15 protein-coding genes are annotated in these 13,966 nt (G+C 63.7%); 8 read left to right on the plus strand and 7 right to left on the minus strand.

The annotated features are described in order from the left end of the window. Positions 1 to 38 precede the first annotated feature (38 nt). A complete protein-coding gene (locus FHR95_RS12760) occupies positions 39 to 686 on the minus strand; it encodes an FAD-dependent oxidoreductase (RefSeq protein WP_183314654.1) in 648 nt (215 codons plus the stop codon). Positions 687 to 1,108: 422 nt separating this feature from the next. On the opposite strand from FHR95_RS12760, the gene FHR95_RS12765 reads away from it, so the two are divergent. The 5 genes from FHR95_RS12765 (at position 1,109) to FHR95_RS12785 (ending at position 5,800) form a co-directional block, all read left to right on the plus strand. Beyond that, positions 1,109 to 1,558, plus strand: a complete 450-nt coding sequence (locus tag FHR95_RS12765) for an OsmC family protein (RefSeq protein ID WP_183314655.1) — start codon at positions 1,109 to 1,111, stop codon at positions 1,556 to 1,558. Between the two features lie 27 nt (positions 1,559 to 1,585). Then, positions 1,586 to 2,386, plus strand: a complete 801-nt coding sequence (locus FHR95_RS12770) for an enoyl-CoA hydratase (protein WP_183314656.1) — start codon at positions 1,586 to 1,588, stop codon at positions 2,384 to 2,386. A gap of 171 nt (positions 2,387 to 2,557) precedes the next feature. Further along, positions 2,558 to 4,198 carry an AMP-binding protein gene (locus tag FHR95_RS12775; RefSeq protein ID WP_183314657.1) on the plus strand — a complete coding sequence of 547 codons (1,641 nt, stop codon included), beginning with the start codon at positions 2,558 to 2,560 and terminating at the stop codon, positions 4,196 to 4,198. 79 nt (positions 4,199 to 4,277) lie between these two features. Further along, a complete protein-coding gene (locus tag FHR95_RS12780; RefSeq protein WP_040184244.1) occupies positions 4,278 to 4,760 on the plus strand; it encodes a methylenetetrahydrofolate reductase C-terminal domain-containing protein in 483 nt (160 codons plus the stop codon). Next, complete coding sequence (locus tag FHR95_RS12785; RefSeq protein WP_040184245.1) at positions 4,757 to 5,800, plus strand: methylenetetrahydrofolate reductase; 1,044 nt, start codon at positions 4,757 to 4,759, stop codon at positions 5,798 to 5,800. Before FHR95_RS12780 ends, FHR95_RS12785 begins: the two co-directional genes overlap by 4 nt. 49 nt (positions 5,801 to 5,849) lie before the next feature. Here FHR95_RS12785 and FHR95_RS12790 read toward each other — a convergent pair whose 3' ends face one another. The 3 genes from FHR95_RS12790 to FHR95_RS12800 all read right to left on the minus strand — a co-directional run bounded on the left by FHR95_RS12790 (position 5,850) and on the right by FHR95_RS12800 (position 8,931). After that, positions 5,850 to 6,809, minus strand: coding sequence for a LysR family transcriptional regulator (locus FHR95_RS12790; protein ID WP_183314658.1), 960 nt, complete (start codon positions 6,807 to 6,809; stop codon positions 5,850 to 5,852). 173 nt (positions 6,810 to 6,982) lie between these two features. Beyond that, positions 6,983 to 7,984, minus strand: coding sequence for an ion transporter (locus FHR95_RS12795; protein ID WP_183314659.1), 1,002 nt, complete (start codon positions 7,982 to 7,984; stop codon positions 6,983 to 6,985). A 92-nt stretch (positions 7,985 to 8,076) separates the two neighbouring features. Then, the gene (locus FHR95_RS12800) at positions 8,077 to 8,931 is read right to left on the minus strand and encodes a sirohydrochlorin chelatase (protein WP_183314660.1); all 855 of its coding nucleotides are present in this window, start codon (positions 8,929 to 8,931) and stop codon (positions 8,077 to 8,079) included. A gap of 212 nt (positions 8,932 to 9,143) precedes the next feature. Here FHR95_RS12800 and FHR95_RS12805 point away from each other — a divergent pair, with 212 nt between their 5' ends. Further along, entirely contained in the window at positions 9,144 to 9,392 is a 249-nt protein-coding gene (locus tag FHR95_RS12805) for an HP1242/YdcH family protein (protein WP_040184252.1), read from the plus strand. 72 nt (positions 9,393 to 9,464) lie between these two features. Here FHR95_RS12805 and FHR95_RS12810 read toward each other — a convergent pair whose 3' ends face one another. Continuing rightward, a complete protein-coding gene (locus tag FHR95_RS12810; protein ID WP_183314661.1) occupies positions 9,465 to 10,532 on the minus strand; it encodes a phytoene/squalene synthase family protein in 1,068 nt (355 codons plus the stop codon). Positions 10,533 to 10,734: 202 nt separating this feature from the next. Next, entirely contained in the window at positions 10,735 to 11,067 is a 333-nt protein-coding gene (gene hmuQ / locus FHR95_RS12815) for a heme-degrading protein HmuQ (protein ID WP_040184281.1), read from the minus strand. Positions 11,068 to 11,166: 99 nt separating this feature from the next. Between hmuQ and FHR95_RS12820 the strand changes: the two genes are divergently transcribed. Further along, positions 11,167 to 11,862: an aspartate/glutamate racemase family protein gene (locus FHR95_RS12820; protein WP_183314662.1), complete on the plus strand. Its 696-nt coding sequence runs from the start codon at positions 11,167 to 11,169 to the stop codon at positions 11,860 to 11,862. A gap of 55 nt (positions 11,863 to 11,917) precedes the next feature. Here FHR95_RS12820 and FHR95_RS12825 read toward each other — a convergent pair whose 3' ends face one another. Beyond that, positions 11,918 to 12,205 (minus strand): sll1863 family stress response protein, encoded by a 288-nt coding sequence (locus tag FHR95_RS12825; protein WP_040184255.1) that lies wholly within the window; start codon positions 12,203 to 12,205, stop codon positions 11,918 to 11,920. Between the two features lie 333 nt (positions 12,206 to 12,538). Between FHR95_RS12825 and FHR95_RS12830 the strand changes: the two genes are divergently transcribed. Next, positions 12,539 to 13,957, plus strand: a complete 1,419-nt coding sequence (locus FHR95_RS12830) for a sensor domain-containing diguanylate cyclase (RefSeq protein ID WP_183314663.1) — start codon at positions 12,539 to 12,541, stop codon at positions 13,955 to 13,957. The last annotated feature ends 9 nt before the right edge of the window (positions 13,958 to 13,966 follow it).

The following is a 13,966-nucleotide window of genomic DNA, read 5'->3' on the forward strand; positions in this document are numbered from 1 at the left end:
CGTTGTCGGAGATCTCGTAGCGTCCTGCCATGGGTCACCTATACTGCTTCGGCATCGACGACATTAGCAGATTCGACTTTTCGGACAAAACCTAGTCGATGAAGGGCCTGCCCCAGTTCCAGCGCAATCACTCCCGTACCGATCACGGCTACCGAGCGGGGCAAGTCTTCCAGCTCGAAGACCGTATCGCTGGTGAGAACGCGGGCCATGACGGGCTCGAACACCTTGCTGATCGCAGGTCTGGAGCCGCAGGCGAGAATGAACCTCTTGGCATTGACCTCGACTGATTCATCCACCCTGAGGCGACCGGGTCCGATAAACCGGGCGCGCCCCTCAAGCTTGTGGTGGGCCGGAATCTTGTCGACGTAGCGGAGATTGTTGGCGACAAATCGGTTATCCCGCTCTCGGCGCAATCGTTCGAACACCTTGCGGCCATCCACGCGACCCGTCGCCGTCACCCCGAAAAACTCGCTGGTCGTTAGGTGGTGTGCGTAATCGGCCGCGGTGATCATCAGCTTGCTGGGCATACAGCCGACGCGTGCACAGGTGGTACCGTAGGGGCCGTCCTGAATCATCACCAAGCTGTCGGTCTGGCGGCTGATCTTGGAGTAGGCGCCCAGCCCGGCGGTGCCGGCGCCGATGATCGCGTATTCAACATTCATGGTTTTCATGGCAGGTTCGCTCATGCGGCGCCTCATCGTAGAAGGTGTTTTGCTGTTCAAGTCGTCATTTGGCGGTTGAGGAGCGTCACAATTGGTTTCGACCCTCGACCAAGTAATTGTCGGCCAGTGAAGTGCTGTTCAAAAGCGTGCGGCGTTTTTCAAGTGAGACAGAGTCAATGCCCTCAGCCCAGGGCAGGCTATCCACGGCCTGTCTAGCGGTAAAGCGATAGATTCTAAGTGTTCGGGTTATTTTTTCTAATCCAAGGGTGATCGTCTTCCGGGCCGGACCGCACCTGGCGCAGGGTGAAGATGCGCACAGTTGCCGCCCTTGCAGGGTGGCAAGCTCTTGCGTTAGCTGGGCTAATCCTACTGCTTAGAAATCGTCGCTTTCCAGGCGTTTCCCGGATCACATACGATTCAAGGATTCGCAGACAGGAAGGCTCGCTATGTCAGTCCATCAGTCCGCCATTCAATGGCAACGCAATCCGCACGAAACCGATGCAAGCACCTACTCGCGTAATCATTCTGTGTCGTTAAATGGTGGCCAGCAAGTCAATGCTTCCGCGTCGGTTGAATTCAAGGGCGATGCCAGCTGCGCCGACCCGGAGCAAATGCTGGTCAGCGCGGTGTCCAGCTGCCATATGCTTTTTTTCCTGGCCATTGCCGATTTTCAGGGGTATCAGGTCGAATCCTATGACGACAACCCAGTCGGCTATCTCGAGCGCAACGATAAAAAGGGGATGGAGGTGACACGTATTGAGCTGTCACCCCGCATCACCTTCGGTGGTGATAAGGTTCCGGACCAGGAAGCGATATCCAGGATTCACGCCGGTGCCCATAAGAACTGTTTTATCCGTAACTCGATCACCGCCACCGTGACGATCAGTGCTATTTAATCAGCCAGCTATGGCGGGAGTTGTTTTATGAATCACAGTCAATCTTCAGAAGACATTCTTCTCAGGGATGATAAGGCAGGGGCTGTCTATCTCACGTTGAATCGTCCGGATAAATTCAACACCCTCTCCGAAGCCATGCTGGCTGTGTTGCAGAAGGAGTTGGATGCGATTGCTGCCGATCCGGCGGTCCGCTGTGTGGTAATCAGCGGCAAGGGACGGGGATTTTGTGCCGGACATGATCTGAAGGAGATGCGTGCCAATCCGGACCATTCCTATTACCAGGAACTTTTTCGCAACTGCAGCCGGGTGATGAAAAGCGTCGTCGCGCTGCCGGTGCCGGTCATCGCGCAGGTTCACGGTATGGCCGTGGCGGCGGGCTGTCAGTTGGCGGCCAGCTGCGACCTCGTTATCGCTGCCCGATCGGCCAGCTTCGGGGTGTCGGGCATCAACGTGGGCTTGTTCTGCTCCACCCCTGCGGTGGCGCTGTCACGCAGCGTTTCTCCCAAGCGGGCGTTTGACATGCTGGTGACAGGCGAATTTATCGATGCGGATACGGCATTGCAGTGGGGGCTGGCGAGTAGCGTATTCGCTGATGCCGATCTGCAGACTGCCGTGGCCGATAAGGTGGAAACGATCCTGAGCAAGAGTCCGACGGCGGTGCGTTTCGGCAAGTCCATGTTCCATCCCCAGCGTCAGATGGCGTTGGCCGATGCCTATGATTTTGCCGGCAACGTGATGGCCGACAATATGATGAGCCCTGATGCAAGCGAGGGGATCGATGCCTTTCTTGCCAAACGTAAAGCCCATTGGGCACAGCCAGGTCGCTAACGCCACTGTTTGCGTCGTGTGCATCCAGTGCCGTCCAGGCCGCGTGTCCCATGGCGTCATGGCAGGTGTCAGGGGTGGTGAAAGCCGAACAGCCAGTGGCTCGGCACGTTCGTCGTTCCGATCGTAAGGCCGGGTTATGAACCCTTCCTTAAAACAATAAGGGGTAAGACCGTGAGTGAAATCTGCCATTACAATGATGCTCTCGAGAAAACAGCGGCCAATTATGTCCCGCTGTCACCCTTGAGCTTTATCAGACGCGCGGCTGCCGTATATCCCGACCGGACGGCGTTGATCTACGACGAGAGGCGTTACAGCTGGCACCAGACCTATACTCGCTGTTGTCGTCTGGCCTCCCTGCTGAAGCATTTCGGCATCACCAAGGGCGATACGGTGGCCGTCATGTTGCCGAATGTCCCGGCCATGTATGAAGCCCACTTCGGCGTGCCCATGGTGGGAGCCGTGTTGAATGCGATCAACATCCGCCTGGATCCGGAGGCGGTGGCCTTTATCCTGGACCATAGCCGCTCGCGTCTGCTGTTGGTTGACCCTGAGTACGTTGAGGTGGTCGAAAAGGCCCTGGCCCGCCTGGAAGGACCGGTGCCCACGGTGATCAATGTCTCCGATCCGAGCCAGGCCATGGATCGCGCCATCGGCGAGCTGGAGTACGAGACGCTGCTGGCCGATCAACCGGCGTGGGACGACTGGCAGTTACCGGCCGACGAGTGGGATGCGATTGCGCTGGGCTATACATCGGGCACCACCGGCAACCCCAAGGGGGTTGTCACTCACCATCGTGGCGCCTACCTGAACGCGACCAGCAATGTTCTGGCCTGGAACCTGCCCCCCTCCGTGGTCTACCTGTGGACCCTGCCGATGTTTCACTGCAACGGCTGGTGCTTCCCGTGGACACTGGCGGCGATTGGCGCGACCAACGTTTGCCTGCGGCGCGTCGACCCCGAGCACATCCTCACGTTGATCAGGCAGCACGGGGTGAGCCATTTCTGTGGCGCTCCCATCGTCCACGCCATGATTGCCGACGCTGCCGATGCCGCGCAGGAGCCGATCGAGCACAAGGTCTGTGGGCTGATCGCCGGTGCGGCGCCGCCGGCATCGGTGTTTCATCGTATGGAAAAGATCGGCATTGAACTTACACACGTTTACGGGCTGACGGAGACCTATGGCCCCGCCTCGATTTGCGTCAAACAGGATAGCTGGGGCCAGCTTGCCCTGGACGAGCGGGTCCGGCTCAATGGACGCCAGGGCGTGACGTATCCTCTGCAAGAAAGCATTGCGGTGCTCGACTCGGTCACCATGGAGCCCGTCCCTGCCGACGGCCAGACGGTCGGCGAGATCATGTTTCGAGGCAATATCGTCATGAAGGGCTATCTGCGAAACGATGCCGCCACCCGTGAGGCCTTTTCCGGCGGCTGGTTCCACTCCGGTGACCTGGCAGTGGTGGAACCGGACGGCTACCTGAAGATTCGCGATCGGCTGAAGGACGTGATCATCTCCGGTGGGGAAAACATCTCCTCACTGGAAGTCGAGGACATCATTCAACGGCACGGCGATGTCGAACAGGTGGCGGTGGTGGCGATGGCGGATACCAAGTGGGGCGAAGTGCCCGCCGCCTTTGTCCAGCTGCGTCCCGGCAGCGAGCTGAGTGAAGACGCTCTGATCCGTTTCTGCCGGGAGAATATCAGTCGCTTCAAGGTTCCCAAGAAGATCATCTTTGGCCAGCTGCCAACCTCCTCGACGGGCAAGATCCAGAAGTTCCAGCTGCGCCAGCGGCTCGAGACCGGCGCCTCAGACTGAGTAGATCCAGGAATAGGCAGTTGACGCAGCGGCGCTGGCGCAGTGAGGCCACTACCCCTCGACGAAGAAGGAAAATGTCATGTACAGGATGCGTCGCTGGGTGGTTCGCCATTCCAACGTCTTCGAGATGATCTACCGACGCTTCGAGCCGTTGCTGGTCAAGCTCGACCCGGTGTGGCGGCGATTGGGTCACGAGCGCGTCGAGGCGCCGGTGAAGGTTGTGGAAAAGGCCGTCAAGGGAGCGCTGTTCGATTGCCAGATGTGCGGTCAGTGCATCCTCTCTTCCACCGGCATGTCGTGTCCCATGAACTGCCCCAAGTCACTGCGCAACGGCCCCTGCGGCGGGGTGCGTGCCAATGGGCACTGTGAAGTGAAGCCGGACATGATGTGTGTCTGGGTCGATGCCTGGGAAGGCAGTCGTCGCATGAAGCATGGCGATCGCATCGACGCTGTCCAGTTGCCGGTCGACTATCGGCTCACGGGAACGTCTGCCTGGCTTCGTGAGGTTCGTCAGCAGAACGGGTCTTCCTCTTCAACCGACAATAGCGAGACAACAAAATGAAGTTCGATGACGAGCCCGTGCCGGGCTACTCCCTGCCGATCCTGCCAGGCCATGTTTCCCCCGGGCGGCTGGAGCGGGTGCTGCGGGCAGGCAAGTTCGCGATCACCAGCGAGATCGACCCGCCGGACTCTGCCGACCCGGCAGAGGTGCTCAAGCGTGCCGCCATCTTCGATGGCTACGTCGATGCCATCAATGCCACGGATGGCTCTGGCGCCAACTGTCATATGTCCAGCGTCAGCGTCTGCTCGCTGCTGACCCGGGTTGGCTACGCCACCATCCTGCAGATATCGTGCCGCGACCGTAACCGCATCGCCATTCAGGGCGAGATCCTCGGTGGGGCGGCCATGGGCGCCTGCAACCTGCTGTGTCTGACCGGTGACGGTGTGCAGGCCGGCGATCATCCCCAGGCCAAGCCGGTGTTCGACCTCGACTCCATGTCGCTGCTCGAGATTGCCCGGCGGATGCGCGACGAGCAGCGATTCGATAGCGGGCGGCGCATCGAGATGCCCCCGCGGATTTTCCTTGGCGCGGCCGAGAATCCCTTCGTGCCGCCGCTGGACTGGCGACCACATCGGCTGGCCAAGAAGGTGGCAGCAGGCGCGCAGTTCATCCAGACCCAGTACTGCTTCGATATCGAGCGGCTGCGCGAATTCATGCTCAAGGTGAATGACCTCGGTCTGCTGGAAGGCCCCGACCGGGTCTTCATTCTGCCCGGGATCGGGCCGCTGGCCTCGGCCCGCAGCGCCCGCTGGATCCGCGAGAATGTCCCCGGGGTGCATATCCCTGACGCGGTGATCTCGCGGCTCGAGGGGGCCGAGAACCAGAAGGAGGAGGGCAAGCGACTGTGCATGGATCTGCTTCACGAAATCCGCGACATTCCCGGCGTCAGCGGCGCTCACATCATGGCCTATCGCCAGGAGCGCAGCGTGGCGGAGATCATCGAGGCGACGGGGGTGCTCGACGGCCGCGTGCCCTGGTACCCCGGGCGCGACGACCCGAAAGCGCTCAACCCCGAATCCCCGGAAGCCGTGCCGCTCTAATTTGATGGACCGCGATACCGGCACCGGGACGGTGCCGGCCTACCCCTCGCTAAGCCGGCGCGGCGTCACCGGCTAGGCCGGGCGAGGGGATATTGGCTTCATCCAGCAACCATTCACGAAACTGTCTGGCGATCGGTCGCTCCAGGCCTTCCCCCGCACTGACCACGTAGTACGCCTGGTCGGAGTTCAGGGGACGATCGGCCAACACCGACAACTTTCCGGCACACAGCTCCGCCTGGTGGAGATTCCGGCTGCCGAGCAGCACACCCTGGCCGGCGATGGCCGCCTCTAGCGCCAGCAGCCCGTTGCCAAATCGCAGCTCCCGCAGCGTTCCGATGTCACATCCCTGTTGCTTGAACCATTCTTTCCAACCGTAGGGCTCGTTGACGCGGGTGAGGGTGCTGTCACACAGCAACGACAGCCCGCGCAGTGCGTCGATATCCACCACGGTGGCGGCCAGTTCCGGTGCGCCGATGGGCACCAGATCCAGATTCATCAGCCGCTGGGGCGCCAGGTCCGCGTAGTTGCCGTAGCCAAGTCGCACGGAAACGTCGATGCCCGCGCGCTTGAGGTCGGTCACACCGAAGGCGCTATCACGGACGCGGTCCACCGTATGCAGGCTCGCCTGCAGCCGCACTTCGGCCTCCGGGCATCGGGCGTAGAAACGGTGCAGGCGTGGCACGATCCATTTGGTCGCGAACAGGGGCTCGGCGCACACGGTGACGATCAGGCGCTCTTCGCCATAGGCGCGGATCTGGTCAACCGCACGACCCAGTGCATGAAACCCCTCCTGCAGCTCAGGTAGGGCCATGCGCGCGGCCGGCGTCAGGCTGACCTGCCGGTGGTGGCGGACGAACAGATCGACGCCGAGATACTCCTCAAGCGACTTGATCTGGTGGCTGATCGCCGCCGGCGTGACATTGAGCTCCTTGGCGGCCGCAGCGAAGCTCCTGGTTCGCGCGGCAACCTCGAAATAGGAGAGGGCGATCAGGGGGGGGAGTCGTGACATGGCGAATTCTCACGGCAATGGCGGTGGGGCACGGCGTGATCAAGTGCCACGTTCAAGGGCGACGATAATGGCGGCTGGCGACTGAAGTGTAGCGCTCCGAATGACCCTCCGTGATCCCCGTCTGGCGGCGCGGAACCCGTGGCCGGCTCAGTCGCTCGCGGCCGGCGCGGGCATCAGGCGTACTTTTGCTTCCAGTCCTTGACCGCTATCTGCTCCTTGAGCAGCTCCAGCATGTCCACCATCACCTGCTCGCTGACCTGTTCGGTATGTGGGTCGGTGCGCAGCCAGGCCTCAAAGCCGCTCTCGGTCAGGTGCTCCACGAGCGCGGAGAACTCCGCCGACTGCAGGCCCGCCAGCGCCTCATTGACCAGCCGGCACGCCAGGTCGGAGAGCGAGGCCTCGAGCCCGCGGCTCAGCTGGCCGCCGAGCGGCAGTCGCGACAGTCGGCGAATCTCCGGACTCTCCGCCAGGGTGCGCCCGACCAGGCCCCGCACGTAGCGCAGGGTGTCGTCTCGGTTGTGGGCGTAGGCGCTGCCGGCCATGGCCTCCAGCCGCTGGCTGATCTCGTGGATCAGCGCCTGCTGGCGGGGGCGCATGACTCGCTCCACCATCTGCCCGGAAAGCCCGTCGCTGGAGCGAATCTGGGACTGCACGTTGTCGATCAGGCGAACGGCGATGCGGTCGGTGAGCTCCTCCATCAGGATCTCATAATACTTGACGACCACGCTGTAGAGGTACCAGCGGCGAACGTCGATCAGGCCCAGCCGCTGGAGGCGATGCAACAGCGAGATGACGCGCAGGATGCGCAGCAGCCGAAAGCCGCCCACCGGAATGCAGCCAAGCACGTCGTACCAGTGCACGAAGGGGTAGAAGAACCAGCGGTGATAGCGACGCTCGGCGATGGCCACCGCCCAGCCCAGCAGCACGTCGAGCAGGAAAACGGCCACGAAGGCCAGGTCGATAGTGATGAAGTTGGCACGAATGACCCGGCCATAGGCGTCGTGCAGGGCGGGGGCCGTGGCCTCGAAGGCGACATTCAGCGGTTCCAGCAGGAAGAGGCTGTCGAACAGCAGCAGCGTCAGATTGGCGACCACCAGCGCGATGACCAGCAGGTCCCACACCAGGTGAGCGCGCTCCAGCACGGGGTTGAGCGATTTTCTGCGGTTTTCCTGCATGGCGCCTCCTTGAGCTCGCTGTCGAAACGGTGCTGCCCTGTCTCCCCCATTGCGCGACCCCGGTGATGCTCGCTAACGCCCAGAGGCGGGTCTCAGTCGCTCGCCGGTAGCGCCAGCAGCAGCGGCGCGCCAACCAGACCCTCGGAGAGACGGGTGGTGAGCACCTCGAGGATGCCATCGTGCTCGCCGGCCAGGCGCGTCGTGGTGACGTTGAGGCCGGGCGATTGTGCCATCGCCTGCGCGCAGATCTCCGCAATGTCGCCGCCCTCGCCGGCGTGGCGCCCCGGGGAGAGAAACAGCATGGCCAGGATGACCTCGCTGCCGGCCAGGGTCGGTGAGGCCAGCAGGTCTTCCAGCAGCGGCTCGTTGAAGCGGTAGGCCTCGCCTTCGCGACGCTCCATGGAGGCAAAGGTCACGCAGCTGGCCTCCTCGCTGAGCAGCACGCTGAGCTGCCCGGCCAGGTAGTTGCGCACCGCCGTGACCTCTGGGATCGGGCTGCCGTGGTCGACCAGCACCACCTTGGGCTGGCCGCGACCCTCCATCTGCTCGCGCACGTTGTCGGCCAGCAGCTGGGCCAGGCGCAGGTCCGGGGGCGTCCGGCTATCCACCAGCGGCAGCGCCACCTTGATGGCCAGCCCCGGATAGCGGGCCTGCACCTCGGCCAGCCGTTCGGGCAGGTAGCGGGTCAGGGCCTGGCTGGGGCCGAAGAAGAACGGCAGGATGACCAGCTCGGTGGCGCCCTGTGCCGCCAGCTGCTCGGCCAGCGGGCCCAGCGACACCGCCTTGCGGCCTTCCAGGTCTTCCGCAGGAATCTTGTAGGAGTGCAGCAGCGAGGCGGCTTCGACGTCGTGGCCGGTGGTCTGGCTCAGCGCCTGGGCCAGACGTCGCAGGTTGAGCGTGGCCTGGGGGCGCAGGGAGCCATTATCGACAAGCAGGATCTTTCGCATGAGGGCCTCTTGGCGGGAGCGGAATTCGGGAACTGGCACGGGGGACGCCAGCTGACATCACACTACCGGGCGGACCTGTCGGTCAAGCGACGTTCCTGCCGGGCACCGCTGGTCGCGGTGGCAGACTGGCCGATCGGTCGCGCTTACTGGTAGGGTCTATTTCGATTCGCCTAGCCACTTGCAAAGCCACGACCCTCAATTCTGGAGTTACCATGAGCCACACGCCGCACCAACTTGCCGAAGAATTTCCCGATCATGCCGAGCGCATTCACGACCTCAAGGAGTCCGACGCCCATTTCGCCAAGCTGGCCGATGAGTACCAGGAGGTGAATCGGGAAATTCATCGCATGGAAACGGAAGTCGAGCCGGTTGCGACCCACATCGAAGAAGACGCTCGCAAGAGGCGCCTCGCGCTGAAGGACGCTATCGCGGCCTATCTCGGGCGCCCCGTCTCGACCTGAGTTTTCGCCTGGCGCCGACCGGCCAGCCGGCTGATACGCGCCCCGCACCAACGTACCCTCAGGGTCATGGGGTCATGGGTGGCCATCCCCCGTGACCCGCACCGCCAGCAGTTGCCCGATCTCCTCTGCCTGGACATTTGGCAGCCGATAGCCGCCGAGCCGAAAGACGCCGCGCAGCAGCGTATCGTTGCCGACCGCAAGATTGTTCGTGGCGACGATCAGGCGCAGGTGTCGGCGCGAGATCTTGACCTGCTCGCTGGCGGTGTAGCCCGGATGCTCGGCGATCTTGCGCAGCGTCGAGAGCGCCATGCCGATCGACCAGCTGCAGAAGCGCCGAATGCCGACCTCGGAGGCCGGAATGCGCAGCGTGTACTCCTGTGCTTGCCGCAGGTGATAATGGGCGACCCCCACCAGAAAGCGGATGCCCTCGCGATATCCCGCCTGATCCTGCCAGTCATCGGTTTGCACCAGGTCGACGCCGTGCGCCGCGAACAGATCCCGCGGTAACCAGCAGATGCCGCGCTGGCGGTCATCCCAGACGTCCTTGAGGATGTTGGTCATCTGCAGCCCCTGACCGAAGGCCACCGACAGCCGCTGCAGCGCCTCCTGCTGGTCGCGAATGCACGGATGACTCTCGGCGAACAGGCGGGTCAGCATCTCGCCGACGCAACCGGCCACCACGTAGCAGTAGTCTCGCAGGCAGCCGCCATCGGCCAGGCCATGCGGGTTCTTCATGCGCTCGAACTCGGCCATGCCATGGCACATGGTGGTAACGCAGTCGCGCAGGGCCGCCTGCTGTGCGGCCGGCAGTTCACCGAAGGCCTCCAGCACGCCGGGCGTCTGGGCGATCAGTTCCTGCTCCAGGGGAGATTGCACCAGTCCGGTGCCGAGCAGCGCGTCGGAGAAGTCGCGGGCCGCGCTGGCGTCATTCAGCCCGGCGAGCAGACGCCGGTAGTGGGCATCCTTGTCGTCGGCCGGCATCTCGGTGCTGTCTTCCACCGTATCGGCAATGCGGCACAGCAGATAGGCATTGGTGATCGCCGGGCGCAGCGCTACCGGCAGCTGCGGAATGGTCAGGGCGAACGTCCGGGAGACGCCGGGCAGCAACCGGTCCTGAAGGGCGAGTGATGCAGGCGTCATGTCGGCAACGGCCCCCGGTATGCGGCGGCGGCCGAGGGCAGCACGGAGTCGCCGGGCTCGGTGGCCCGGTGCGGAAGGATCGATTCGGTGCGGATACGATAGCTCATGCCGGCATTATCGCCGATTTCGGCGGCGGAGAGTGAGGCCGGCCCGTGGAGAAAGGCAACATGAGCCATGCCTCGCGACGAACCTCCGCGCGGAGTCAGTCGCCGCTCTCGTTGCCGATGGTCTGGATGACCTCGAACCCCTCGAACGTCGGCGGGCCCAGGTAGAGCCCCTCGCGACGGCTCTGGCCGGCGTTGGCGTGCGCGGCACGAAACGCCTCGGAGTGCGTCCAGGCCTCGAAGTCCTCGCGCGAACGCCAGATGGTGTGCGAGGCGTAGAGCACGTGGTCCTCTTTCTCGGGGCCACGCAGCATGTGGAATTCGACGAAACCGGGCAGGCCCTGCAGATGGGTTTCCCGCTCCAGCCAGATCTGCTCGAACTCTTCCCGTCTTTCGGGATTGACCTGAAAACGGTTCATGGCGATGTACAAGGCATTGGCTCCCAGGGTGGGTGGATGCTGCTGGGACGATGACATCCCGCTCGCGGCGAGGCAAGCTGGCACAAGGCACACGGCGAGGGAGAGCATGCCATGCAGACCATCGGGCTGATTGGCGGCATGAGCTGGGAGTCGACCCAGACCTATTACCGCCTGATCAATCAACAGGTGAGAGCGCGGCTGGGCGGCCTGCACTCGGCCCGGCTGGTGCTCTACAGCGTCGACTTCGCCGAGATCGAGGCCCTGCAGCAGAGCGGCGACTGGGTGGCGGCCGGCGAGATACTTGGCTCGGCCGCCCACTCGCTCGAGGTCGCCGGGGTGGACTTCCTGATGCTCTGCACCAACACCATGCACAAGGTCGCACCGTATATCGAGCGCGCCGTCGCGGTGCCCCTGCTGCACATCGCCGACGCCACGGCTGAGGCGTTGATCGCCGAGGGTGTGCACCGCGTGGGGCTGCTGGGCACCCGCTTCACCATGGAGCAGGCGTTCTACCGCGAGAGGCTGGAGGCGCACGGTATCGAGGTGCTGATTCCCGATGAGACGCAGCGCGAGGTTATACACGACATCATCTTTCGGGAGCTCTGCCAGGGCGTGACCACACCGGCCTCGAAAACCGCCTATCTCGAGGTGGTGGAGGTCCTGGCGGGTCAGGGTGCCCAGGGGGTGATCCTGGGCTGTACCGAGATCGGGCTGCTGATCCAGGCGGGGGATACCGAGATTCCGCTCTTCGATACCACCGCCATCCATGCCGAGCAGGCGGTGCGTCGCGCGCTGGCGCAGGGCTGAGCCGGCAAGGGGCGCCCCCCGCGGCCTGGTAACGGCCGACAGGGGCGCAGGTAGATTACTTGAAGCGCGAGCGGGCTGACTTGAGCGATTCGCTCAGGGAGTCCCAGGCGCGCTCTGCCCCAGCCTTGATGTCGTCCCAGGCGTCGTCGCTGGAGTGGCGCAGTTCCTCGAGCTTCTGGCGCATCTGCTCGCGCTTCGCCTCGAGTTCATCGATCTCCTTCTCCCGCTCGATACGCGCGTCGGCTTCGGCGGAATCCGCCTTGGCCTTCAGCTTGTCTACCTCGGCCTGCAGCTCATCCAGCTTGGCTTGCAGCTTCTGCTCGTAGGCATCCCTGTTGCTCATGAAGCACTCCTGTCCGTTTTCCGGTTCGTGGAAGCTTGAGGATAGCCCGTCCGCGAGCGGACGGGGGCACGACTTCAAGGGTGGCATACGGGGTGGGGGCTGTTCGAATGAAAGACGCGGAAGACCCCGTCATGCGGTAGGCGCGGTAGACGGAAAAGGCAGGCTTGGCATCCTGGCCCGGATCGGCGATGCTGGCCAGCATTCCCTGTTTTACAGGATGCTTACATTTTGTCAGGCCAACCTGCGCGCCCCCCGGAGCTGGCCGCGCCCGACCCCGCTCCAATCGATACCGCGGACTGCCTGGCGGCGCTGAGCCGAGGTGGCAGAACCCTGATGAGCGCCGACCATTGGGCAGAGGGCGTCGACCGCCTGCTGGCCGAGATCGGTCCCGTCACCGGGGCGAGTCGGGTCTGGATCTTCCAGCTCATGGAGGTGCAGCCCGATGCCGTGGTTCAGGACTACGTCTTCGAATGGGCCTCGTCGGAAGGCTATCGACAGCTCAACCAGAAGCGGTTTCGCTTCTTCTCCTCGCCGCTGAAGGACCCGATCTATTGTCGTCTGGTCGAGGAGCGCCAGGCGGGGATGTCCCACGACTTCTGTATTCCCGTCATGCCGCCGGGTCCGCTGCGCAGTGATCTCGAGGGCCAGGCGATCGAGTCCATGGCCACGGTGCCCATTTTCGTCAACGGCCAGTGGTGGGGCACCCTCGGCATCGATGATTGCGAGCGCCCCGTCAGCTGGCGCGGGCCGGGCCTCGACCTGCTCGAGGCCGCCGGCCAGCTGATCGCGGCGGCCGTCTACCGCTACCAGCTGAGCCATCGCTCCCGTCAGATCGAGCTCTTCCACAAGGTGGCCGACTGTGGCGTCTGGGAGGTCACGCTTCGCAATGGGCGGGTATGGTGCTCCCAGGCGCTCAAGACGGCGCTGGGCTACCCTGAGACCTATCCGCGGGTGTCCCTGCGACGCCTGCTCGCCCGCCTGCATCCCGACGATCGCGCTGCACTTCGGGCGCGCTTGAGGGGGCTTCGGGGCGCGGCCGAATCCACCCAGTTCCGCCTCGACGCGCGGGTGAGGCTGGCCGGCCCGTCATGGATCTGGCACGAGATCATCGGCGAGATTCAGCACAACGAGGCGGGCCGGCCGGTCGCTGTCGCCGGCCTGCTGCTTGATATCAGCCGGCGCAAGCAGGGGGAGCAGCAGGCGCTCGCCGCCTCGCAACTCGACGCCCTGACCGGTGCCCTCAACCGGCGCGGCATGACGCGGCACCTCGAGACGCTCGGCGCGGCCATGGAACCCGGCCACGTCATCCTGCTCGATATCGATCACTTCAAGCAGATCAACGACACCCATGGGCACCTGGTCGGCGATGTACTGCTGCGAACGATGGTGGAGCGACTGCGCCACGAGCTTCGCCCCGGTGATGGGCTGGTGCGCCTGGGCGGCGAGGAGTTTGCCATCCTCGTCGGCGGCATGCGCGATGAGCAGGCCATGGCGCTGGCCGAGCGCCTGCGTCGCAGCGTCGACGCCGACCCTTTCCTGGTGGAAATGCCCGACGACGACCAGCCATTGAGGGTAACGATGTCGATCAGCCTTGGGGTCGCCCGCCAGGACGATGACGCCTTCCAGTCGCCGGAACAGCTGATGGCCCAAGCCGACCAGGCGCTCTATGCCGCCAAGCACGCCGGCCGCAACACTGTGCAGTTCTTCAGCGCGGCGACCGAGCCTCGCGCTGTGAATCTCGATACCGAATAGGTCTGTTCG

The organism is Halomonas fontilapidosi (genome assembly GCF_014192285.1).
GTDB classification, from domain to species: Bacteria; Pseudomonadota; Gammaproteobacteria; order Pseudomonadales; family Halomonadaceae; genus Halomonas; species Halomonas fontilapidosi.

Bases quoted from the DNA above. Each gene is read 5' to 3' on its own strand.
- FHR95_RS12810 (WP_183314661.1), bottom strand. From the start codon at position 10,532: ATGACGCCTGCATCACTCGCCCTTCAGGACCGGTTGCTGCCCGGCGTC.
- FHR95_RS12800 (WP_183314660.1), bottom strand. From the start codon at position 8,931: ATGCGAAAGATCCTGCTTGTCGATAATGGCTCCCTGCGCCCCCAGGCC.
- FHR95_RS12770 (WP_183314656.1), top strand. From the start codon at position 1,586: ATGAATCACAGTCAATCTTCAGAAGACATTCTTCTCAGGGATGATAAG.
- FHR95_RS12760 (WP_183314654.1), bottom strand. From the start codon at position 686: ATGAGCGAACCTGCCATGAAAACCATGAATGTTGAATACGCGATCATC.
- FHR95_RS12825 (WP_040184255.1), bottom strand. From the start codon at position 12,205: ATGAGCAACAGGGATGCCTACGAGCAGAAGCTGCAAGCCAAGCTGGAT.
- FHR95_RS12820 (WP_183314662.1), top strand. From the start codon at position 11,167: ATGCAGACCATCGGGCTGATTGGCGGCATGAGCTGGGAGTCGACCCAG.
- FHR95_RS12795 (WP_183314659.1), bottom strand. From the start codon at position 7,984: ATGCAGGAAAACCGCAGAAAATCGCTCAACCCCGTGCTGGAGCGCGCT.
- FHR95_RS12790 (WP_183314658.1), bottom strand. From the start codon at position 6,809: ATGTCACGACTCCCCCCCCTGATCGCCCTCTCCTATTTCGAGGTTGCC.
- FHR95_RS12830 (WP_183314663.1), top strand. From the start codon at position 12,539: ATGAGCGCCGACCATTGGGCAGAGGGCGTCGACCGCCTGCTGGCCGAG.
- FHR95_RS12780 (WP_040184244.1), top strand. From the start codon at position 4,278: ATGTACAGGATGCGTCGCTGGGTGGTTCGCCATTCCAACGTCTTCGAG.
- FHR95_RS12765 (WP_183314655.1), top strand. From the start codon at position 1,109: ATGTCAGTCCATCAGTCCGCCATTCAATGGCAACGCAATCCGCACGAA.
- FHR95_RS12785 (WP_040184245.1), top strand. From the start codon at position 4,757: ATGAAGTTCGATGACGAGCCCGTGCCGGGCTACTCCCTGCCGATCCTG.
- FHR95_RS12805 (WP_040184252.1), top strand. From the start codon at position 9,144: ATGAGCCACACGCCGCACCAACTTGCCGAAGAATTTCCCGATCATGCC.